This window comes from Haloarcula sp. CGMCC 1.2071 (assembly GCF_037078445.1).
Lineage (GTDB): Archaea > Halobacteriota > Halobacteria > Halobacteriales > Haloarculaceae > Haloarcula > Haloarcula amylolytica.
Genome location: NZ_JAYMGY010000002.1, coordinates 522736 through 541113, shown reverse-complemented (window position 1 = coordinate 541113; position 18378 = coordinate 522736). Strand labels below are relative to the sequence as shown.

The window sequence follows — 18378 nt, the reverse complement described above, 5'->3', positions numbered from 1 at the left end:
GTATCTGAACGGTTTTACCCCCGTCGCTCCACGTCCTGATAATGGCAAACTCGAACGCGAAGGGCGACCGCCGCGAGCGCGAACTGGTCAACGCACTCGACGAGGCGGGCTTTGCGGTGATGCGCGCGCCGGCGAGCGGGAGCGCGACCGAGCGGGAACTGCCGGACGTGCTCTCGGGCGACGGCGAGACGTTCTACGCTATCGAGGCGAAATCCAGCGCCGGCGACCCCATCTATCTCACCGGTGAGGAGGTCGAGGCGCTACTGTTTTTCGCCCGGAACTTCGGCGCGAAGCCGCGTATCGGTGTCCGGTTCGACCGCGAGGACTGGTACTTCTTCCACCCGGCGGATCTCCACACGACCGACGGCGGCAACTACCGCGTCAAGAAGGAGAAGGCACTCTCCGACGGAACTGACTTCGATGAGTTCGTGGGTAACTCCGAGAAGGTCACGCTGGACGAGGTGGGCGACGACGGCCCCGACCAGAGCGTGCTGGACGTGCTGTCGGCCTTCGAGCGCGGTGACCTCGACAAGGAAGAAGCCGCGGCGATGCTAGAATAGCGGGTCGCAGGCCGTTGGTTACTGGGTCCCACCGCCGACGAGTTCGGCGTCCTCAACGCGGCGAAGTCGCGACAGGGGAAAGGCGTACTCTCGCGGGTCGGTCGCGCTGACGGCGTCGGAGAGATACGTCGCCAGCACCACGAGGTCGTCGGGCGGATAGCCGTCGTTGGTGTCGTAGTCTGCAACTGTCTCGTCTGTCGCCTCGATTGCCCAGTCGTCGGCCGGCGTATCGGTGACAGCCGTAACGACGAGTCTGTCGCCCGTCTCGCGGTCCCGCACGATGTCACCGGTCTCCAATCGGCAGTGCCCACAGAGGTGCGGCGTCTGTTCGTCCGGGGCGACAAAGGTGACAGTGCCACAGGCGTCGCAGGTCGCCCGTTCCTTGCCGGGCGGTGCGACCCGCTTGGCGGTGATTTCGATGGCGACGCGCCGGAGGTGTTTGCAGTGCTCGCCGCGGATGCGGTTGTCGGGGCAGGTACAGGCGTGCTGTCCGATGTCGACGAGGTACGTGCTTTCGCTCTCCGTCGTCACAGCGTACGTACTGCCCGCTCGCGGGCGCACGGCCATGCGCTCGGTCCAGGCGCGGGCGGCCCGGTCCGGGAGGGAACGGAGGTCCGGTGCAAGTGCGGTATGCTGCCGGTCGGCTGTTGGCTCGATGAACGTCATAGGTACGGACGCGGCTGTATTTTCCAATGCGTCCAGTTGAAACGTAGGTGCTACACGGCCCTAAATGGCTCGGCGGTCGGGCTCCGGCGCTTCGATACCCTTTTTGCCGGCCCTGTGAAACCGCAGAGCATGGATATCGAGCGGGAGACGCTCCTGCAAATCGTCATCTCGGCGGTCGCCGTCGTGCTGTTCGTCGGCGCAACTATCACCGCCTCACAGATGTATCTGGACGGGTCAACCGTAGAGGCGACGGGCGGCTACGCGCTTATCGGCGCAATCGGCCTCTTCGTCGTGTTTATGACCGCTGCCGGCCTCTGGCTCGAACGCCAGCAGTTCTAGGCGTCGGCCTCTTCGTCGTCCCCGTCCTCGCGCCAGTCGACCAGTTCCTCCTCGTCGGTGTCGTCTATCTTCTGCTCGTAGTAGCCCATCGGGTGGGAAATCGTCTCACAGAGGTCGTCCATGTTGACACAGTCGCCGTAGGACTGCATGGTCGAACACGCCGGCGTCGAGTACTCCGTCGGGCTGGTATCCCCGCGGATGTGGTCGACCTGATACCGGGTCGCCTCCTCGCCAAAGCCGGGGTTGACCTGGAACAGGTCGACGATTTCGTCCGTCGTCATCCCGATGCCGATGAGGAAGGTCGCGATGGCAAACCGGGAGTGGTGTTCGAGATGTTCGCCCTTCTGCACCTGGTCGAGCAGGGACTTCATACAGGGCGGGAACAGCTCGGGGACGACAGTGTCGATCTCGCGGGTGAGTTCCAGTTCCGAGAGGACTTCTTCGAGGCGGTCGACTTCCTCGGTCAGTTCGTCCGCGATAGCGTCAGGCACGTCGAACGGCAAGCCGTCGGTGACTCGGTGACGTATTGCCTGCTTCAGCAGGACGTTCAGTTCCTCGGCGGTGACCCTGACCTCGCCGTCGGCCAGTGGCCGATTGACCAGCCGCCAGGAATCGCCCCGCTGGTCGGCCGCCAGATCGAGATACGCGCCGACCTCGATGCGGTAGCCGTCACCCGTGTCGCTGACGGCACTTGCGAGGTCGAACTCCGCGAGGAGTTCCGTGCGGTCCAGCGTCTCCCGCTGGGTCGATTTCAGCTCCGTCGTCGTCGCGAACTCCTCGGTGAACCGGTCGTAGGCCGCCTCGGCCTCCGCCTGTGCGTACTTCCGGGTGCAGATGTGCACGTCGACGAGTGACACCAGCACGCGGGCGACCGGGTACGACAGCAGTTCGACGCGGGTCCGCCGGTGTGGCTCCCCGACAGTGCCGTCCGTGATTGCCGATTCGACCCGCTCCAGCGCGCGCGCCGTGACCGTCTCGTCCGTGGCGACGATTTCGCCCAAGTCCACCGCCGCGGCTTCGACGGCCTCCCGCGACCGCGCCAGAAACGGGTAGCGTGCGTGGAGCGGTTCCATTGCCACCACCTTTCGGATGGGAGCGAATAAAATTGCCGTCACCGGGACGGTCGGTGTCGGATTCCCGACAGCCGGTTCGAGAGTCAGTGCGGCGATATCGCGAGGCTATACATATAGTCCCAGGCCGGCGACGGGTGAATACAGCTAGTAGACAAACGGATGCCCGCCACTCTCCAGTGATAAGATGTGGTAAGGACGCGGGTCGGCGACTGCACACGGTTCGGTCGGGGAACCGGACCAGTGCAGTCATGCCCGACGAGGGAACTGCCAGACGAGACACGGAGCACATCGATGACGCACGAGCACGATACCGATTCACAAGAGAGCATCAGAGCGACATTCGAAGAGTACGACGTCGGCGTGGACACGGTCGCCCACATCGGCGACCCCGAAAACCCGTCCGCGTGGGTTCAGTCGACGGTCTTCGTCGACGTAACCGAGTAGGGCTGGGCGACGGTCTATCGGCGACACCAGCGGAGCGAGCGGTTCTGTATCTGTGTGAAGCGAGAGCCCTGCCTGCTACGGGCATGTGAGTTTCTGTCAAACCAGCGATAGCATTTACGCCACGGGGAGCGACCGTGTCGGTATGGTCCCCGTGTGGAGGTGCCTGCGCGATGAGTGACGCCGCCGCCCAGTCCGAGCGGTTCACCGAGGGCGCGCTGCTGTGGCCCCTCCTGACGCTTGCCGCGCCGCTGGTGGCGACCCAGCTCCTGCAGACGGTGTACAACCTCACGGACACGTTCTGGGTCCTCCGGCTGGGCACCGACGCGATGGCCGCGCTGTCGTACTCCTGGCCCGTCGTGTTCCTGCTCATCAGCGTCGGCGGGGGCATGACCGCAGCGGGGACCATCCTCGTCTCGCAGAACACCGGCGCAGAGAACGAAGGCCGCGTGAACTTCGTCGCCGGACAGACGCTGGGCTTCGTGACCCTGCTGTCGCTCGCCCTCTCGATAGCCGGCTATCTGCTGACACCGACGCTCCTCTCGCTGCTGGGCAGCCAGCCCGGGAGTGCCGTGCACACCATGGCGGTGTCGTACACCCGCATCGTCTTCCTCGGCCTGTGGTTCATGTTCGGCTTCTTCGTCTTCCAGGCGCTGCTGCGTGGCTGGGGCGACACGAAGACGCCGATGTACCTGATGACCGGCAGCGTGGCCCTCAATGTCGTCATCGACCCGGTGTTTATCCTCGGGTTCACCGACAACCCCCTGTTCGGCTGGCTCGGTCTGGAACCGCTGGCGGCGTGGCTCTACGCCCACACCGGCTTCGAGGGAATGGGCGTCGCCGGGGCGGCGATTGCGACGGTTGGCTCCCGCGGGCTCGCCGCGGTGGCGGGCTTCTGGCTCCTGTTCAGCGGTCGGGTCGGCATCACGCCGTCGCTGTCGGCACTGCGACCACAGATGGCACCCGTGCGGAAGATCGTCCGCATCGGCGCGCCGGTCAGCGTCGAGCAGAGCACACAGGCCCTGTCGGTCACACTGATGACCGTACTGATCGCGCTCGTCGGCGACAACGCCGTTGCTGCCTACGGCGTCGGGAGCCGCTTTACCACCATCGTCTGGCTCCCGATGGTCGGCATGAGCATGGCCGTCGAAACCGTCGTCGGCCAGAACCTCGGCGCTGGCCGGCGTGACCGCGCCAAGCGGGTCGTCTACCACGCCAGCGCCATCCTCGTGGCGGCGTTCCTGGTCGTCAGCGTCGTCGCGACGCTGTATGCCCGCCCCATCGTCGGCCTGTTTGCCGGCACGAGCAGCGGTCCCGTGGCCGACCACGTAGTGACGTTCATTCACATCGTCGCGCCCACCTACGCCGTGATGGCCGGCTTCCACATGATGAACGGCGCGTTCCACGGCGCTGGCGCGACCCGGCTCTCCATGATTCTGGGCCTGACGACGCTGTGGGGCTTCCGCGCCGCGCTGGCAGGGGTCCTCATCACCGTCGTCGGCCTCGGCGCAGTCGGCGCGTGGTACGGCATCGCCGCCTCGAACGTCGTCTCGACGCTAGCTGCGACCGTCTGCTTCCTGCACGGCGGCTGGCTGGGCAACTCGCTGGCGACCGAGGACGACGAGCCGGCCACCGCGACCGACGCAGCATCGGACGCCGAATCACCGGCCGAGGACGACGGGACAGCGACGTAACGTCCGCTCGTTCAATCAGTCACGGTGGGCGGTCCGCTGGCGAGAAATCGTCTGAGTATCGTAGCCTGTGTCCGGAACCGGACCGCAAACCCCGATTCGGTCGGAACAAGAAATATCATTTCCGGTGATGCCACTGCCGCAGCGTGGTTTTGCTGTCCATCTCCCGGGACGGTCCGCTGGGACGTTGAAACCGGGATGCTGTGCCAACGCTCATACTGTCGGCTGTAAGTCTGTGAAGAATTTCGCCACCCGGGGTGGCGAATATCTTAAAATAGTTACAGCCAACAGTATCAGAGGGAGCGCTGTACCGTCTCCGTGGCGCTCCGGACCACGGTCTCGGCTGGGACGTCTTCGGTGACGGTGGTTCCGGCACCGACGACGGCGTTTTCGCCGACCGTGACGCCCGGGAGAACCACCGCGCCAGCACCGACGAAAGCCCCGTTCTCGATGGTTATCTCGTCGAACGTGTCGTTCTGAAACTCCATGCCCGCGTCGGTGAGGTCGTGGGTTACGCCGACGATGGAGGCGTTGGGCCCGACCTGGACGGACTCGCCAAGCGTCGCGTTCTCGACGTAGGCGTTCGCGTTGATATCGGTCGGTCCGTGGATGGTCGCCTTCTTGATTGATGCCCCCTCGTAAATCTGGACGCCGTCACCGATGTCGGCGTCGTGGATCGTCACGTATTCCCGAATCTCGACGTTGCCCAGCGTCGCGTTCTCGACCTGGACGGTCTCGTGAACAGCCATATGCGGATGTCAGCGCCGACCGTAATCATCGTGGCGGCGGCCAGTGTCGGAACTGGATATGGGAGTCGTAGCGCGGCTCGAAAAAAGTCGCCAGTGGTCGGCGCTCTGGGAGGAATGCCGCCGCTCGACTGAAAGGCGGTCTTCGCTTCGTTCGGAGCGTCCTACGTCTCACGGGTCGCATCGCTCCCCGCACGGGTATTCGAGGCCTCCCGCTGGTCGGCCTCGCTATGTCTCGCGGGTCGCTGCGTTCCCCGCTGCGCGTTCCGGCGGGCCGCTCCTTACGGTCGCGCCCCGCCCTACGTCTCACGGGTCGCATCGCTCCCCGTTCGACTGTTCGGTTCTCGCGCTTGGCGCGAGAACCTACGTCCCGTGCTGCCAGGAATCCATATACTCGACCTGGGTGTCAGTCAGCGAGTCGAAGTCGACGCCCTCAGCGTCGAGCTTGATTTCCGCGACCTCCTTGTCGAGTCGGTCCGGGACGGCGTGGACACCGGCCTCGTAGTCGTCGCCGTTCTCGACCAGTTCGCGGACACAGACGGCCTGCACGCCGAAACTCTGGTCCATCACCTCGACGGGATGGCCCAGTGCGATGGGGGTCGCGAGATTGACCAGCCGGCCCTCGGCCAGCACGTTCAGGCGGCGGCCGTCGGCCATCTCGTAGGTCTGGACGCCGTCGCGGGCCTCGTAGGTGTCGGCGGCGAGGTCCGACAGCGCGTCGAGGTCGACCTCCACGTCGAAGTGGCCGGCGTTGGCGAGCAGGACGCCGTCCTGCATCGCCTCGAAGTGCTCCTCGACGATGACGTCACGGTTGCCGGTGGTCGTGATGAACACGTCACCCTCGGCGGCGGCTTCGGCCATCGGCTTCACTTCGTAGCCCTCCATGTGGGCTTCGAGCGCGCGGCGGGGCTCGACCTCGGTGACAATCACGTCGGCGTTCTGGCCGCTGGCTTTCATCGCAACACCCTTGCCACAGTCGCCGTAGCCGGAGACGACGACGGTCTTGCCGGCCCACGAGAGGTTCGTCGTCATGGCGATGGAGGCCAGCGAGGACTCGCCGGTACCGTGAACGTTGTCGAACAGGCGCTTCATCGGCGTGTCGTTGACCGCGAACACGGGGTAGTCGAGTTCGCCGTCCTCGTCCATCGCGCGCAGTCGGTGGACGCCGGTGGTCGTCTCCTCTGCACCACCGACGATGGTGTCGATGAGTTCCGGGTAGTCCTCGTGGATAGCCGCGACGAGGTCCATTCCGTCGTCGACAGTGATGGTCGGCTCGTGGTCGATGACGGCCTCGATAGCCGCGTAGTACTCCTCGTCGTCGACGCCGCGCTCGGCGTAGGAGGTGATACCGTCGACGGCGTCGAGCGCGGCGCTCACGTCGTCGTGTGTCGAAAGCGGGTTACAGCCGGTGATGGCGACTTCCGCGCCACCGATTGCGAGGATTTCCGCGAGGACGGCAGTCTTGGCTTCGACGTGCATCGCCATGCCGATTCGCTCGCCGTCGAAGGGCTGGTCGGCCTCGAACTGCTCGCGAAGCGCGCCGCAGATGGGCATGTGCTGGATGGCCCAGTCCATCTTTCGGCGGCCGGAATCGCGAGCCTCGTCGAGGTCGTCAAGTCGCTCGGAAATAGGCGTCGTCATGTCACGACAGAGGGAGAGAGTTCCTAAAACGCTACCGAAGCCGCTCAGTTACCGCGCTCGTCCGGCGGGCCGGCGTCGTCCGGTGGGCCACCATTGCCGCCGTTGTTGCCGTTGCCGCCGTCATCGTCGTCCTCGTCAGCGTCGTCTGGCTCCTCAGTCTCGTCGTCCGGTGCTTCGGTTTCGTTCTCGTCGTCTTCGGTTTCGTTCTCCGTGTCGTCGTCATCGCGGTCCTCGGGCGGCCCGGCGTCTTCCGGAGGGCCACGGCGGTCGTCCTCGGTTTCGTTCTCAGTTTCGTTCTCGTCGTCATCGCTGTCCGGGCCGCGGTCCTCGGGCGGTCCGGCGTCCTCGGGCGGGCCGCGTCGGTCGTCCGTCTCGTTTTCGGTCTCGTTCTCGTCGTCACCGAAGATGTCCGCCGGCGGGCCCTGTCGTTCGCTGGGGTGGGTCTCGTTGTCGTCGGACTCGTTTGCACCGGTGACGTGTGCGGGCGGGCCGGCGTGGTCCGGCGCGTTGCCGGGGTTGTTCGCGGTCACGAAGCTGGCGACGGCCGGGCCGATGCCGCCGGTCCGGTTCTCGTCGCTCAACAGGTCGCTCACGTAGGCCGACACTTCGAGTCCGAAGGTGTCGAATTCGGTGACGTTCTCGGGCGCGACGGTCAGGTCCGCCGTCGTCGTCGCGGTGTGGTTGTCGGCCGTCGCGGTCACGTCGACCGTGACGTTCTGCTCGGGCGCTGGCAGTCCGACCGTCCCGTCACTGTCGGTCGTGTAGTTGCCAGTTCCGGCGTAGGAAGCGTTGTCAGCTGTCGCCACGGCGACAGAGGCGTTCTCGACGCCCGTCTCGTTCTGTGTGACCGATACCGTCGCGCTGCCGGCGTCAGCCTGTGAGACACCGACCGCGAGGGTGTTCCCCGCGCCGGTGTTGCCGGCCGAGTCCGCAGCGGCCGCCAGACCCGGACCGACGGCCAGCAGGGCCAGTCCGACAGCGGCGTACAGTGCGAAGAGTTTGGTGCGCATCGTACCCGATACGTTCGCCGAGAGAGCGATAAACACCCCCTCCCGTTCAACTCGTTCACGCCGTTCGCAGCATCGACAACACCGCCTGAGATATATTTATACCGTTTAAAACCCGTTCTCAGCGTTTAATCAGACCAACTCAGTCACCGGCTCGTTCGACCAGCGCGGACGCGTGGTCGCTCGCTCGTTCCCGGACGGCCTGCTCGTCGAACACCTCGACAGTGCGGTCGCGCATGAGCACTTCGCCGTCACAGACCGTGTGGCGAACGTCGCTCCCGTGGACGGCGTAGGCCAGATGCGAGACGAGGTCGTGGGCCGGCGTCAGATGCGGGGCGTCGAGGTCGATGACGGCCAGGTCCGCGTTCGCGCCGGCTTCGATGCGGCCGCTGTCGAAGCCAAGCAGGTTTGCGCCGTTTTCAGTCGCCATCTCGACGACGGTGCTGGCGTCGACCGCGCTGGCATCGTCGGCCGCGAGCTTTCCGATCATCGCCGCATCGCGCATCTCGTCGAACATGTCGAGGTCGTTGTTCGAGGCCGCGCCGTCGGTTCCGATGCCGACGGTGACGCCGGCGTCCAGTAGGTCCTGTACCGGAGCCATCCCGCTGGCGAGCTTCATGTTCGAGGCCGGGCAGTGAGCGACGCCGGTACCAGTTTCGGCCAGCAGGTCGATCTCGCTGTCGTCGACGTGGACGCCGTGGGCCACGTAGGTGTCGCCGTCCAGCAGGCCGATGTCGTCGGCGTAGGCGAGCGGGCGCTGTTTGTGCTCGTCGACGATGGGTGTCACCTCGTCGCGCGTCTCGTTGGCGTGCAGGTGAATCGAACGGTCGTCGTCGAGGGCCTTCGGGACGTACTCGCGCAGATACTCCTCGCCGACGGTCGTCAGCGAGTGCGGTTGGAACGTCGTCCGAATCCGGCCATCGGCCGCCCCGTCGAGTTTCCGAGCCACGTCGAGGCTCTCCTGGAGGTCAGATCGCGCGGCCTCGTCGTCCTTGCCGACGGTGACTGCGGTAAAGCCCAGAACGGCCCGCATCCCGGCCTGGTCGACTGCGTCCGCGATTTCCTCGACCTCGAAGTACATGTCCGATAGTGCTGTCGTCCCCGACCGGATCATCTCGACCAGCCCGAGTTCCGCGCCGGCGCGGATGTCCTCGGCGGTCAGTTCCGCCTCGACGGGCCAGACGTCTTCCTGCAGCCAGGCGTCGAGAGGCTTGTCGTCCGCGAGGCCGCGCAGCAGCGTCATGGCGACGTGGGTGTGGGCGTTGACCAGCCCGGGAATGACCAGGCCGTCGCTGGCGTCGAGTTCGTCGTCGCCGTCCAGTGTGCCCGGTTCGTCGACCGCCACGATATCGCCGCTGTCCTGTGAAACCAGTACGTCCGCACGCTCGACGGTCAGGTCCGGCCGGAGGACCTGCCCGCCGGTGACGAGGAGTTCACTCATGGCGGTGGCTTCGCAACCGCGGGTCTTAGTTCGCCGGGTCCACAGCGCCGCTGTGTGGCGTGTTGCCACACCCCTGGAACAGGCTGACCGCCGAGACGGTGCCTGTTCCGTAGGGGTCTTTCCCCTCCGGCGCGTTCGGAAGGTCAAGAGCATGGCGACGGCAGAGCGCATCCGACAGCGGGTCAGCGCGATGCGGCACGGAAGCCCGGCCCGAATGCTGCTTGCCGTCGCTGCCGGCTGGTTCCTCGTCCTCGGGATGCGGTTCGTCGTGCCTGCGGTTCTGCCGACGATACGCGAGGAGTTCGTCATCTCGAACACACAGGCGGGGCTCGCGGTCACGGTGCTCTGGCTCACGTACGCGACGGTACAGTTTCCGGCAGGAGTTCTGATCGACCGGATCGGGGAGCGGACGCTGTTGGTGGCCGCGGCGTTGCTGTCCGGCGTCGGGTTGCTGGGCTACTTTTTCGCGCCGGTGTTCTCGCTGTTCCTCATCGCGACGGGCGCGTTCGGGCTCGGGACGGGACTGTACGGCCCCACCCGCGGGACCGCCCTCTCGCGGACGTTCGACGCCCGCGAGGGGACCGCCTTCGGTGTCGTGATGGCCGCCGGCTCTCTCGGAGCGGCCGCACTGCCCGCCGTCGCCGCGTTCGTCACAACCCGGTACGGCTGGCGGCTGGCGCTTGCCAGCGCCGCCCCCCTGTTCATGCTTGTCGCCGGCGCGCTCTGGCTCTCGGTCTCGGACCGTCCGACCGTCGAGTCCGAACGGAGCCTCCGGCGGGACCTCCGAACGGTCCTCGTCGGCTTTCGCAACCGCCGGCTCGTGCTGTCGGTCTCCGGCAAGACACTGATGCTGTTCGCGTTCCAGGCCGTGACAGCGTTTCTCACCACGTATCTGGTTACGGTCCGGGACCTCTCACAGGGGACCGCCGGGGCGCTCCTCTCGGTGCTGTTCGTCGGTGGCGCGCTCTCACAGACCGTCACCGGCCGGCTCGCCGACCGGTACGGAACGCCCAGTGTCCTGACCGGTGTCGCGCTCGTCAGTACCGTTCCGCTCGTACTCATTCCGTCCGTCCACGGCGTCGTGCCGCTGGCCATCGTCTCCGGTGTCATCGGGGTTCGGATGAGCGTCGGCCCACTGGCAAACGCCTACATCGTCGATACGCTGCCTGACGCCGCCGAAGGCACCGGCTGGGGCCTGCTCCGGACCGGCTTTTTCGGGATCAGTTCGCTGGGCTCGACCGCTGTCGGCCTGCTCGCCGACCAGAACCTGTTTTCGGTCGCGTTCTACGGTCTCGCCGGTCTGACGCTCCTGGCCGCGGCTACCTTCGTCGTCCTCCCACGCCGGGACCGCCTGTAACGGCTCCGTCCACAGCCGGTCAGTCCAAGGGGAAAGACAGTTGCCCCGCGGCCTGCCAGTAGGCGTATGCGAATCGCCGTCCCCAACAAGGGCCGCCTGCACGAACCAAGCGAGGAACTGCTCGAACGGGCCGGCCTCCACCTGGTCGACGGGGCCGACCGCCAACTGCACGCCGACACCGTCGACCCGGACGTGACCGTTCTGTACGCCCGTGCCGCCGATATTCCCGAATACGTCGCGGACGGCGCTGCCGACGTAGGTATCACCGGCCTCGACCAGGTCCGGGAGTCCGACACCGACGACCTCGTGGAACTCCGCGACCTGGAGTTCGGCCGCTGTCGCCTCGTCCTCGCCGCACCGGAGGACAGCGACATCGAGACCGTGTACGACTTCGAGGGCGGCCGCATCGCCACGGAGTTCCCCAGAATCACCCGGCGGTACTTCGACCAGGTCGACGTCGACGTGGACGTGACCGAGGTGTCCGGCGCGACGGAACTGACCCCTCACGTCGACATCGCCGACGGCATCGTCGACATCACCTCGACCGGGACCACACTCCGGATGAACCGGCTGGCCGTCGTCGACGAAGTCCTCGAAAGCTCTGTCCGCCTGTTCGCCCGCGAAGATACGGCTGACGACGAGAAGGTACAGCAGGTCGACACCGCGCTGGGCTCCGTCCTCGTCGCCGAGGACAAGCGCTATCTGATGATGAACGCCCCAGAGAGCGCCCTCGATGACGTGAAAGAGGTACTCCCGGGCATGGGCGGCCCGACCGTGATGGACATCGCCGGCTCAGACCAGCTCGCCGTCCACGCCGTCGTCGAGGAGCGCGCCGTCTTCGAGACGATCAGCTCGCTCAAGGACGTGGGCGCAAGTGATATACTTGTTACAGAAATAGAACGTCTAGTCGAGTAGGGTCTTTTAGCCCACGCTGCTCCTCGCACGCTTACACAGAGGACTCGACCCTGATACACTCGTCCGCGTCGATTGTGACGACGGACTCGCTGAACCGGAACGAGACCAGATTGCGCTGGCGGGTTTCATGCTCGCTGTCCCATCTGAACAGGTCATTCAGTGCTTCGGGGTTGACTACGCCGTACAGTGACGGGAGCGCCCGCGGGTGGCAGTCCTCAACGGTACTCACAGCCTGCACGACTGCCTCGCTTACCGATTCTGCGGGTCGGACCTCGCGGTTAATCATACTGAGACTATAATTCAGTTAATCTAATTAGTTTTGGTTTTCACTTTCGTTCTGTTATTTATTATCCGGGTGACTCGAAAGACAGCCCGCGAGTACTGTTCCGGGATACGCCTACACTAAGCTAAAGATGTTGTTCAGCGCGAACCCGAGAACGGCGGCGAAGGCCAGGTGCAGCGCCACGAGCGGGGCTGTCGAGCGGGTCGAGAGCCGGTACGTGGTACTAATTGCGATACCGTCGGCCACCATCGTGAGCACGAGGACGACCAGCACACCCAGATCCGCCGAGACGATCCCGGACTCGACCCCCCAGCGCTGGAGAATCAGGGAAACGACCGCCGGTGCGGTGGCGGCTTTGGCCGCGAGCTGGCTGGGCACGTCGCCGATGAAAAACGTCGCGGCCAGGTGGAGCGTGACAGCGTAGAAGAGCCAGGTGACGAGAACGGTAACGAGGACGGCGAGGATACCGCCACCGGTCAGGCTGGAGAACCCGGACTGGAGCATACCCGAGGTTCGGCGGCCGCTCGCTTGTGCGTTTTGTTCCCGGGCGCGACCGGCACGCTCATAGCCGCTCGGCCACACCGCTCGGGCGTGTACGTCCTCGAACTCGGCGGGCAGGACGACGCGTTCGCGCGGCGGGAGGCAGCAAGCGCCGCGAGCGCCGTCGACACCCTCGCGCCCGGACTGGCGACGGCACGGGGCACCAGCGACCGCGTTCGCCACCTCGCGTTCACCCACCGGGCCTGTGACCTGATCGGAACCGCGGACCCCGACATCGAAAGCGCCGCCGCGCTGCTGTCGGCCGCGACCATCGACCGCGAGGGGAGCGTCGCCGTGCGCGCGGTCGACGTGCGAGCGAGCACTGGCATCGACACACAACAGGCCGAGCGGACGCTGGGCGGCGTGCTCACCGACCGCGGCTTTCCCGTCGACCTCGACGACCCCGACCACGTCCTCTATGCCTATCTCTCGGATCCCGACGGCGACGAGGAGGACGGGACCGGCGAGGCCTGCTGTGCGCTGGGCTGGCTCGCCGCCGAGAGCGTGCGGGACTTCGGGGGGCGTCAGCCGACGGACCGCCCGTTCTTCCAGCCCGGCAGCATGGACCCGCTGGAGGCCCGCGCGCTGGTCAACATCGCCGGAGCAGGCCCGGAAGCCACGATACTGGACCCGATGTGTGGCACCGGCGGCCTCCTGCTGGAGGCGGGCCTCGTCGGGGCCGACGTGGTCGGCGGCGACGCACAGCCGAAGATGGTCTCGGGGACGCGCGAGAACCTCCGGTACGCGCTCGACGGCGATGGCCATCCCAACAGGGACGCCTATCCCGAACCGGGCGGCTGGGGGGTGTTCCGCTCCGATGCGTCCGCCCTGCCGGTGGCCGACGACGCCGTCGACGCCGTCGTCTTCGATGCCCCCTACGGCCGTCAGTCCCGTATCGAGGGCGAACTGGCTCCCCTCGTTTCCGGTGCGCTCGGCGAAGCCAGCCGCGTCGCAGGGCGGTGCGTGCTGGTCGCCGACCGCGACTGGCGCGAGGCGGGGAGCGATGCAGGCTGGACCGTCACCGACTACTTCCAGCGGCGAGTGCACCGTTCACTTGTCAGGCACGTCCACGTTCTTGGGTGAACATACGTACACTTTCTCTGGACAGGTGTTGTGATTTATTGCGGTATGAGCAAGATTTATGCCATGACAAATGCTAATTAGTACCAAGTATGCCGACGTGGTCAGACCCCGCCCCGTGCGACGACGACGAACAGTTATTCGAATGCCCGGACTGCGGAAAGCGCCTCTGTAGCGAGCGCTCGACGGTCTCCTGTGGCCGCTGTGAGACAGAAATGCAGAACCTCAGCGTGCCACGGCCGGAATAAAACCAGTCGCGTCCCGTTTTCTCGCCGGTTACTCCGACACGAGCGCAATCGCCCGCTCGGCGTCACCGTCCATCCGCTCCAGCAGCGACCGGACCCGGTCCCGGGCTTCGGCGTCACAGTCTGCCAGCACCATCCCTTCGTCCGGTTGGCCGTACACCACGCTGGCACCAGCAGGCGCGGCAAGCACTGCGGGGAGCGTCGCGAGGTCCTCCTCGCCGTCGACATCGAGAAGCGTCGTGTCGCCGCTGTCGATACCGTCCCTGAGCGCAGCAAGCAGTTCGGCGGTGAGTGTCGCGGCCGGGTTTGACACGTCTCGCTTCCGGTCAAACCCGTCGATAGCCGCCAACACGTCCGCGTCGACGGCCGAGCGTTTGGTCCGTTCGTCGACCAGCGCGAGGTCGGGCACCCGTCCGGCCTCGATGAGGTGGTAGGTGACCATGTCGCCGACGGCGATGATCGGGTCCCCAGCGTCGGCCAGTAGCGCCGCTGTGTCGGTATAAATACGTCCGAGCGGCTCTTTGAGTTCGTGTCGCAGGTCACTCGGGAGTTCGAGAACGACGTCGGACACGTTAGCGGACTTTCAGCGCGTACTTGCCCGGCTCAGTCACTTCCATCTCCGCGGCGATGTCGGAGCGCTCCGGATGCGCGATGACGACGTAGCCGGCCCAGTCCTCGGTCAGTGCGGTGCCGCCACAGGCCTCACACTGGCTTTCGATTTCCGCGCCCTGGACGCGGTGACAGTCGCGGCAGACGAGTCGGTCCGCCATCAGCTATCACCGACTTCCGCCGTCCCTTCGCGGCGCTCGCGCTCCTCCTGGAGCCAGCCGTGCTTGCCCAGGCCGACCTGTTTGGCCGTCAGGCCGATCTTGGAGTCGCGGGGATTGCGCTCGTCGATGCTCTTGGTGACGATGCGCGCCCGGACGGCGTCGCCGACGGTGAGCGTCCGGTTGGACTCCCGCGAAGCGAGCTGCTGGTTCTCCTCGTCGTAGGCCAGATACTCGTCGGATATCTGGGAGACGTGGAGCAGGCCGTCGACCGGCCCGATGCCGATGAAGGCCCCGAAGTTGACGACCTCGACGACCTCGCCGTCGACCACTTCCTGCATCTGTGGGTCGAACGTGAGGGCGTCGAACTCGGCCTCGTAGTAGACGCCGGGCTTGTTCGGCAGCACGGCACCGGTACCGATGTCGTGGACCTCGATGACGGAGACGACGCTGCCGACGTCCTCGTCCATTCGACCTTCGAGTTTCTCTTGCAGGAGCCGTTTGACCAGCCCCGGACTGACCTCCGCCAGAAAGCGTGGCGGGACTTCGACCGTATCGCGTAGGCGTACCCGTTTATACATGTGTTATGGTTGAGTGATACCCAGTTTGTTCCGGCCCCTTAAACTAATTACTGGAACGCCCGCGTCCAGCAGGCGTCGTTTGAGGGGGGTGTCGTTCGTGACCGCGTGTGTCGCATCGTCTGCCTGTGCCAGTTCGAGGACGGCGTCGTCCGCGTAGTCCGCCGCGGTCTCCCGAACCGTACACCGGTCGAGCAGGTCCTGCCCGACCGAGGCGGCCGTCGCTTCCGCGCCGGCTCCGTCGGCCAGTTTCGCCAGTTCGTCGCGGACGGCGGCGGGCGCGACATAGTCCGTCGCGTCCGGCAGCACTCTGTCGAGTTCCTCGAACAGCCGCACGTTGCATTCGACCGGCATCATCAGCGCGTTCGTGTCCAGCACGATCATCACCGCAGCGTGCCGACGCCGATGAGCCGCCACCGAGCGCCGACACGGCGGTTGATGGCGATTTTCGAGCCCGAGGCCGCACAGACCGGGCGCTTGAGCGCGACTTCACATTCGTCGTCGCGCGCGCTCGTGACCGAACCGACCGTGGTAGCGGTACCGATAGTCAGCATGAGCGGTTCGCCGGTCGAGATTTCGTCGACCTCGCCGCCGTCGTCGCCGACGATGCGTTCGAGCAGGTCCACGTCCATCGTGAACGTCTCGTGGACCGGCGGGAGGCTGCCGGGCGGGCCGGCGACCTGGCCGGCAAGCGCGTCGCCTTTCGTGATTGCGGGGTCGAGACCGGTCCCGACGCCGAGCAGGCCGCCCGGCGTGACCGTGTCCACGAAGTCACCGCCGGACTGCAGCGAGCGGACCGTCGTCGTCACGGGCTGCCACTCAGTCTTGCCGCCTTCCTCGACCTCGCGGCCGGGCCGGAGTTCGATTTCGTCGTCGACTTCCAGTTGCCCGCCTACGAGCGAGCCGCCGAGCACGCCGCCCATCAGGTCGTCCCAGGTCGTCCCGGGGCGGTTGATGTCGAACGAGCGCGCGACCATCATGCGGGCGTCCTCGTCCGGGTCCCGTTCCGGCGTCGGAATCTCGGACTGGATGGCCTCGATGAGCAGGTCGATGTTGGCCTCCTGACCCGCGCTGATGGGGACAATCGGTGCCCCCTCCGCGACGGTTCCCTCGACGAACTCCTGAATCTGCTCGTAGTTCTGCATCGCCCGGTCCTCGTCGACGAGGTCGACCTTGTTCTGGGCGATGACGATGTTGTCGATGCCGATGATGTCGAGCGCGCTCAGGTGCTCCTCGGTCTGGGCCTGCGGGACGGGCTCCGTTGCCGAGATGACGAGGACGGCCCCGTCCATGATAGCCGCGCCGGACAGCATCGTGGCCATCAGCGTCTCGTGACCGGGCGCGTCCACGAACGACACCGTCCGGAGGTGGTCGGTGTCGACGTCGTGGTCGTCGCAGTGTTCGTCGACGGTAAACGCCTCCGGCTCCTCGGCCTCCGGACAGCGACGGAACGTCGCGTCGGCGTAGCCGAGTCGGATAGAGATACCGCGCTTCATCTCCTCGGAGTGCTGGTCGGTCCATTCGCCGGACAGCGCCTGTACGAGCGTCGTCTTTCCGTGGTCGACGTGCCCGACGAGTCCGATGTTCACCTCCGGTTGTTTGTTCGATGTCATTTCGAGAGTAATCTTGGTGGAGTTTCGCCGCGTGCAACTGATAAACCTACTGTTTGCGCCCGGAGCACCCCCGCCGAACCCGGTTCAATCGCCGGTTTGGTCTCTGCTGACGGCGGCAACGTCACCATATTGCTCGGTATCGCCCTCGATATAGCGACGCGACCCCTGTCGGTTGGTGCGAGCGACAAGCTGTACGAGTCGGATGTCACGCCGGCAGTCGCCGTTCCGATAGCTCCGGTTTGGTGAGTGAGAGTCCGCCGCTGAGGCGAGCGTGGCTACAGCCCGCTCCCGTCAGAAGTGTTACGTAACTGTGTTTCTGTGAACGCTTTTGTTCCCACGGGAACAAGTTCGCATACGATGCGAGTCGATGAGTCCCCCGAAACTGATGCCGACATCGACCCGGCGACGGCGTTCTCGGTCATCGCGAGCGAGACGCGTCTGGACATCCTCGAGGCGCTGTGGCGCGCTGAGGACCGCCCGGTTCGCTTCTCGGAACTGTTTGATGCCGTGGATCTGTCCGACAGCGGGCAGTTCAACTATCACCTGCAGGAGCTCACCGGCCAGTTCGTCAGCCAGGGAGCGGACGGGTACGACCTCCGACACGCCGGGGCGCAGGTCATCCGTGCGGTGCGGGCGGGAACGTTCACACGGACGCCCGACATCGACCCGTTCCGGGTGACCGGCGCTTGTACGCGGTGTGGCGGCGGCCTGCTGGCCGAGTACGCCGACGAACAGTTCGCTATCGACTGCGAAGACTGCGGGAAGGCCCATGGCGAGTATCCGTTCCCGCCGGGCGGCCTGGTCGACCGGACACCGGCGGAAGTCGCGACGGCCTTCGCCGAGCGGGTGCGACACCTCCACTGTCTGGCCGCTGACGGCGTCTGCCCGGACTGCGCCGGCCGAATGCGGACAGATATATCTCGTGATGGCGACTGCTGTCTCGACGTGTCGGTCCGCGCCGAGTTCGTCTGTGAACAGTGTCGGCACGAACTCTGTTCGCCCGTCGGGCTGACACTACTGGACGACTCCCGCGTCACGGCGTTCTACGACGACCACGGCGTCGACCTGTCGAGTCGCCCCTACTGGACGCTCCCCTGGTGTGTCGACGACCAGTACACGACCGTCGAAGGCACCGACCCGTGGCGACTCGCGGTCCGGATTCCGCTGGCTGAGGCGGAACTGACCGCCTATCTGGACAGGGACCTCCAGCCAGTCGAGTTCGAGCGGCAGGCCTGCGGGCACTGAGCCGACCCGCCGGATATACGGTTGGGGCTGTGCCCAGCGAGCTATTTTCCCGCTGACTGAAATCGTCTTCAGGAGAGGGCCGGTACGCATCTCCCGCAGAAATATCATTCAGATTATATTTATCGCGTTTCGGGACCATCGTTTCACTGT

General features: G+C 65.8%; 22 protein-coding genes. 9 read left to right on the top strand and 13 right to left on the bottom strand.

Features of this window, described 5'->3' with window-relative positions:
* Positions 1-41 precede the first annotated feature (41 nt).
* Complete coding sequence (gene hjc, locus VI234_RS06765) at positions 42-560, top strand: Holliday junction resolvase Hjc (RefSeq protein ID WP_014039144.1); 519 nt, start codon at positions 42-44, stop codon at positions 558-560.
* Between the two features lie 18 nt (positions 561-578).
* Here hjc and VI234_RS06760 read toward each other — a convergent pair whose 3' ends face one another.
* On the bottom strand, positions 579-1226 hold the full coding sequence (locus VI234_RS06760) for an SWIM zinc finger family protein (RefSeq protein WP_008307035.1): 648 nt from the start codon (positions 1224-1226) through the stop codon (positions 579-581).
* A gap of 129 nt (positions 1227-1355) precedes the next feature.
* Here VI234_RS06760 and VI234_RS06755 point away from each other — a divergent pair, with 129 nt between their 5' ends.
* Positions 1356-1565, top strand: coding sequence for a DUF7472 family protein (locus tag VI234_RS06755; RefSeq protein ID WP_014039142.1), 210 nt, complete (start codon positions 1356-1358; stop codon positions 1563-1565).
* On the opposite strand, the gene priL is transcribed toward VI234_RS06755, so the two are convergent.
* Positions 1562-2638 (bottom strand): DNA primase regulatory subunit PriL, encoded by a 1077-nt coding sequence (priL, locus tag VI234_RS06750; protein WP_336329579.1) that lies wholly within the window; start codon positions 2636-2638, stop codon positions 1562-1564. The two genes, VI234_RS06755 and priL, sit on opposite strands and share 4 nt — an antisense overlap.
* A 291-nt stretch (positions 2639-2929) precedes the next feature.
* On the opposite strand from priL, the gene VI234_RS06745 reads away from it, so the two are divergent.
* Positions 2930-3082 carry a hypothetical protein gene (locus VI234_RS06745; RefSeq protein ID WP_336329578.1) on the top strand — a complete coding sequence of 51 codons (153 nt, stop codon included), beginning with the start codon at positions 2930-2932 and terminating at the stop codon, positions 3080-3082.
* Between the two features lie 170 nt (positions 3083-3252).
* Positions 3253-4773, top strand: a complete 1521-nt coding sequence (locus VI234_RS06740; RefSeq protein ID WP_008307042.1) for an MATE family efflux transporter — start codon at positions 3253-3255, stop codon at positions 4771-4773.
* Between the two features lie 290 nt (positions 4774-5063).
* Here VI234_RS06740 and VI234_RS06735 read toward each other — a convergent pair whose 3' ends face one another.
* The 4 genes from VI234_RS06735 to VI234_RS06720 all read right to left on the bottom strand — a co-directional run bounded on the left by VI234_RS06735 (position 5064) and on the right by VI234_RS06720 (position 9605).
* Complete coding sequence (locus tag VI234_RS06735) at positions 5064-5519, bottom strand: acyltransferase (RefSeq protein ID WP_008307048.1); 456 nt, start codon at positions 5517-5519, stop codon at positions 5064-5066.
* A gap of 360 nt (positions 5520-5879) precedes the next feature.
* Positions 5880-7157 (bottom strand): adenosylhomocysteinase, encoded by a 1278-nt coding sequence (locus tag VI234_RS06730; protein ID WP_336329577.1) that lies wholly within the window; start codon positions 7155-7157, stop codon positions 5880-5882.
* 44 nt (positions 7158-7201) lie between these two features.
* Positions 7202-8167 (bottom strand): hypothetical protein, encoded by a 966-nt coding sequence (locus VI234_RS06725; RefSeq protein ID WP_336329576.1) that lies wholly within the window; start codon positions 8165-8167, stop codon positions 7202-7204.
* Positions 8168-8306: 139 nt separating this feature from the next.
* The gene (locus VI234_RS06720; protein ID WP_336329575.1) at positions 8307-9605 is read right to left on the bottom strand and encodes an amidohydrolase; all 1299 of its coding nucleotides are present in this window, start codon (positions 9603-9605) and stop codon (positions 8307-8309) included.
* A 214-nt stretch (positions 9606-9819) separates the two neighbouring features.
* On the opposite strand from VI234_RS06720, the gene VI234_RS06715 reads away from it, so the two are divergent.
* Together VI234_RS06715 and hisG are read left to right on the top strand one after the other, a co-directional pair.
* The gene (locus VI234_RS06715) at positions 9820-10962 is read left to right on the top strand and encodes an MFS transporter (RefSeq protein ID WP_336329633.1); all 1143 of its coding nucleotides are present in this window, start codon (positions 9820-9822) and stop codon (positions 10960-10962) included.
* 66 nt (positions 10963-11028) lie between these two features.
* Complete coding sequence (gene hisG / locus VI234_RS06710) at positions 11029-11877, top strand: ATP phosphoribosyltransferase (protein ID WP_336329574.1); 849 nt, start codon at positions 11029-11031, stop codon at positions 11875-11877.
* 31 nt (positions 11878-11908) lie between these two features.
* Here hisG and VI234_RS06705 read toward each other — a convergent pair whose 3' ends face one another.
* Positions 11909-12163 carry a HalOD1 output domain-containing protein gene (locus VI234_RS06705; RefSeq protein WP_336329573.1) on the bottom strand — a complete coding sequence of 85 codons (255 nt, stop codon included), beginning with the start codon at positions 12161-12163 and terminating at the stop codon, positions 11909-11911.
* Positions 12164-12274: 111 nt separating this feature from the next.
* Positions 12275-12664, bottom strand: coding sequence for a DUF7473 family protein (locus VI234_RS06700; RefSeq protein ID WP_336329572.1), 390 nt, complete (start codon positions 12662-12664; stop codon positions 12275-12277).
* Positions 12665-12751: 87 nt separating this feature from the next.
* Here VI234_RS06700 and VI234_RS06695 point away from each other — a divergent pair, with 87 nt between their 5' ends.
* Both VI234_RS06695 and VI234_RS06690 read left to right on the top strand, forming a co-directional pair.
* The gene (locus VI234_RS06695; protein ID WP_336329571.1) at positions 12752-13783 is read left to right on the top strand and encodes a TIGR01177 family methyltransferase; all 1032 of its coding nucleotides are present in this window, start codon (positions 12752-12754) and stop codon (positions 13781-13783) included.
* A gap of 89 nt (positions 13784-13872) precedes the next feature.
* Positions 13873-14028, top strand: coding sequence for a rubrerythrin-like domain-containing protein (locus VI234_RS06690; RefSeq protein ID WP_004960444.1), 156 nt, complete (start codon positions 13873-13875; stop codon positions 14026-14028).
* Positions 14029-14056: 28 nt separating this feature from the next.
* Here VI234_RS06690 and VI234_RS06685 read toward each other — a convergent pair whose 3' ends face one another.
* From VI234_RS06685 to VI234_RS06665, 5 genes are read right to left on the bottom strand one after another with little or no spacing between them, the layout of a single operon-like run.
* The gene (locus VI234_RS06685; RefSeq protein WP_008307064.1) at positions 14057-14596 is read right to left on the bottom strand and encodes a GTP-dependent dephospho-CoA kinase family protein; all 540 of its coding nucleotides are present in this window, start codon (positions 14594-14596) and stop codon (positions 14057-14059) included.
* 1 nt (position 14597) lies between these two features.
* The gene (gene spt4, locus VI234_RS06680; RefSeq protein ID WP_008307065.1) at positions 14598-14795 is read right to left on the bottom strand and encodes a transcription elongation factor subunit Spt4; all 198 of its coding nucleotides are present in this window, start codon (positions 14793-14795) and stop codon (positions 14598-14600) included.
* Positions 14795-15373 carry a DNA-directed RNA polymerase gene (locus VI234_RS06675; RefSeq protein WP_008307067.1) on the bottom strand — a complete coding sequence of 193 codons (579 nt, stop codon included), beginning with the start codon at positions 15371-15373 and terminating at the stop codon, positions 14795-14797. Before VI234_RS06675 ends, spt4 begins: the two co-directional genes overlap by 1 nt.
* Before the next feature lie 3 nt (positions 15374-15376).
* Positions 15377-15754: a DUF188 domain-containing protein gene (locus VI234_RS06670; protein ID WP_336329570.1), complete on the bottom strand. Its 378-nt coding sequence runs from the start codon at positions 15752-15754 to the stop codon at positions 15377-15379.
* Positions 15754-16983 carry a translation initiation factor IF-2 subunit gamma gene (locus VI234_RS06665; RefSeq protein ID WP_008307071.1) on the bottom strand — a complete coding sequence of 410 codons (1230 nt, stop codon included), beginning with the start codon at positions 16981-16983 and terminating at the stop codon, positions 15754-15756. The genes VI234_RS06670 and VI234_RS06665 overlap by 1 nt, the downstream gene beginning before the upstream one ends.
* A gap of 357 nt (positions 16984-17340) precedes the next feature.
* Here VI234_RS06665 and VI234_RS06660 point away from each other — a divergent pair, with 357 nt between their 5' ends.
* Positions 17341-18228 carry a helix-turn-helix domain-containing protein gene (locus tag VI234_RS06660; protein WP_336329569.1) on the top strand — a complete coding sequence of 296 codons (888 nt, stop codon included), beginning with the start codon at positions 17341-17343 and terminating at the stop codon, positions 18226-18228.
* Positions 18229-18378: the final 150 nt, after the last annotated feature.

What these genes read in the sequence shown, in the direction of transcription:
- hjc (WP_014039144.1), top strand. Translation starts at nt 42, where the DNA reads ATGGCAAACTCGAACGCGAAGGGCGACCGCCGCGAGCGCGAACTGGTC.
- VI234_RS06760 (WP_008307035.1), bottom strand. Translation starts at nt 1,226, where the DNA reads ATGACGTTCATCGAGCCAACAGCCGACCGGCAGCATACCGCACTTGCA.
- VI234_RS06755 (WP_014039142.1), top strand. Translation starts at nt 1,356, where the DNA reads ATGGATATCGAGCGGGAGACGCTCCTGCAAATCGTCATCTCGGCGGTC.
- priL (WP_336329579.1), bottom strand. Translation starts at nt 2,638, where the DNA reads ATGGAACCGCTCCACGCACGCTACCCGTTTCTGGCGCGGTCGCGGGAG.
- VI234_RS06745 (WP_336329578.1), top strand. Translation starts at nt 2,930, where the DNA reads ATGACGCACGAGCACGATACCGATTCACAAGAGAGCATCAGAGCGACA.
- VI234_RS06740 (WP_008307042.1), top strand. Translation starts at nt 3,253, where the DNA reads ATGAGTGACGCCGCCGCCCAGTCCGAGCGGTTCACCGAGGGCGCGCTG.
- VI234_RS06735 (WP_008307048.1), bottom strand. Translation starts at nt 5,519, where the DNA reads ATGGCTGTTCACGAGACCGTCCAGGTCGAGAACGCGACGCTGGGCAAC.
- VI234_RS06730 (WP_336329577.1), bottom strand. Translation starts at nt 7,157, where the DNA reads ATGACGACGCCTATTTCCGAGCGACTTGACGACCTCGACGAGGCTCGC.
- VI234_RS06725 (WP_336329576.1), bottom strand. Translation starts at nt 8,167, where the DNA reads ATGCGCACCAAACTCTTCGCACTGTACGCCGCTGTCGGACTGGCCCTG.
- VI234_RS06720 (WP_336329575.1), bottom strand. Translation starts at nt 9,605, where the DNA reads ATGAGTGAACTCCTCGTCACCGGCGGGCAGGTCCTCCGGCCGGACCTG.
- VI234_RS06715 (WP_336329633.1), top strand. Translation starts at nt 9,820, where the DNA reads ATGCTGCTTGCCGTCGCTGCCGGCTGGTTCCTCGTCCTCGGGATGCGG.
- hisG (WP_336329574.1), top strand. Translation starts at nt 11,029, where the DNA reads ATGCGAATCGCCGTCCCCAACAAGGGCCGCCTGCACGAACCAAGCGAG.
- VI234_RS06705 (WP_336329573.1), bottom strand. Translation starts at nt 12,163, where the DNA reads ATGATTAACCGCGAGGTCCGACCCGCAGAATCGGTAAGCGAGGCAGTC.
- VI234_RS06700 (WP_336329572.1), bottom strand. Translation starts at nt 12,664, where the DNA reads ATGCTCCAGTCCGGGTTCTCCAGCCTGACCGGTGGCGGTATCCTCGCC.
- VI234_RS06690 (WP_004960444.1), top strand. Translation starts at nt 13,873, where the DNA reads ATGCCGACGTGGTCAGACCCCGCCCCGTGCGACGACGACGAACAGTTA.
- spt4 (WP_008307065.1), bottom strand. Translation starts at nt 14,795, where the DNA reads ATGGCGGACCGACTCGTCTGCCGCGACTGTCACCGCGTCCAGGGCGCG.
- VI234_RS06675 (WP_008307067.1), bottom strand. Translation starts at nt 15,373, where the DNA reads ATGTATAAACGGGTACGCCTACGCGATACGGTCGAAGTCCCGCCACGC.
- VI234_RS06670 (WP_336329570.1), bottom strand. Translation starts at nt 15,754, where the DNA reads ATGATCGTGCTGGACACGAACGCGCTGATGATGCCGGTCGAATGCAAC.
- VI234_RS06665 (WP_008307071.1), bottom strand. Translation starts at nt 16,983, where the DNA reads ATGACATCGAACAAACAACCGGAGGTGAACATCGGACTCGTCGGGCAC.
- VI234_RS06660 (WP_336329569.1), top strand. Translation starts at nt 17,341, where the DNA reads ATGCGAGTCGATGAGTCCCCCGAAACTGATGCCGACATCGACCCGGCG.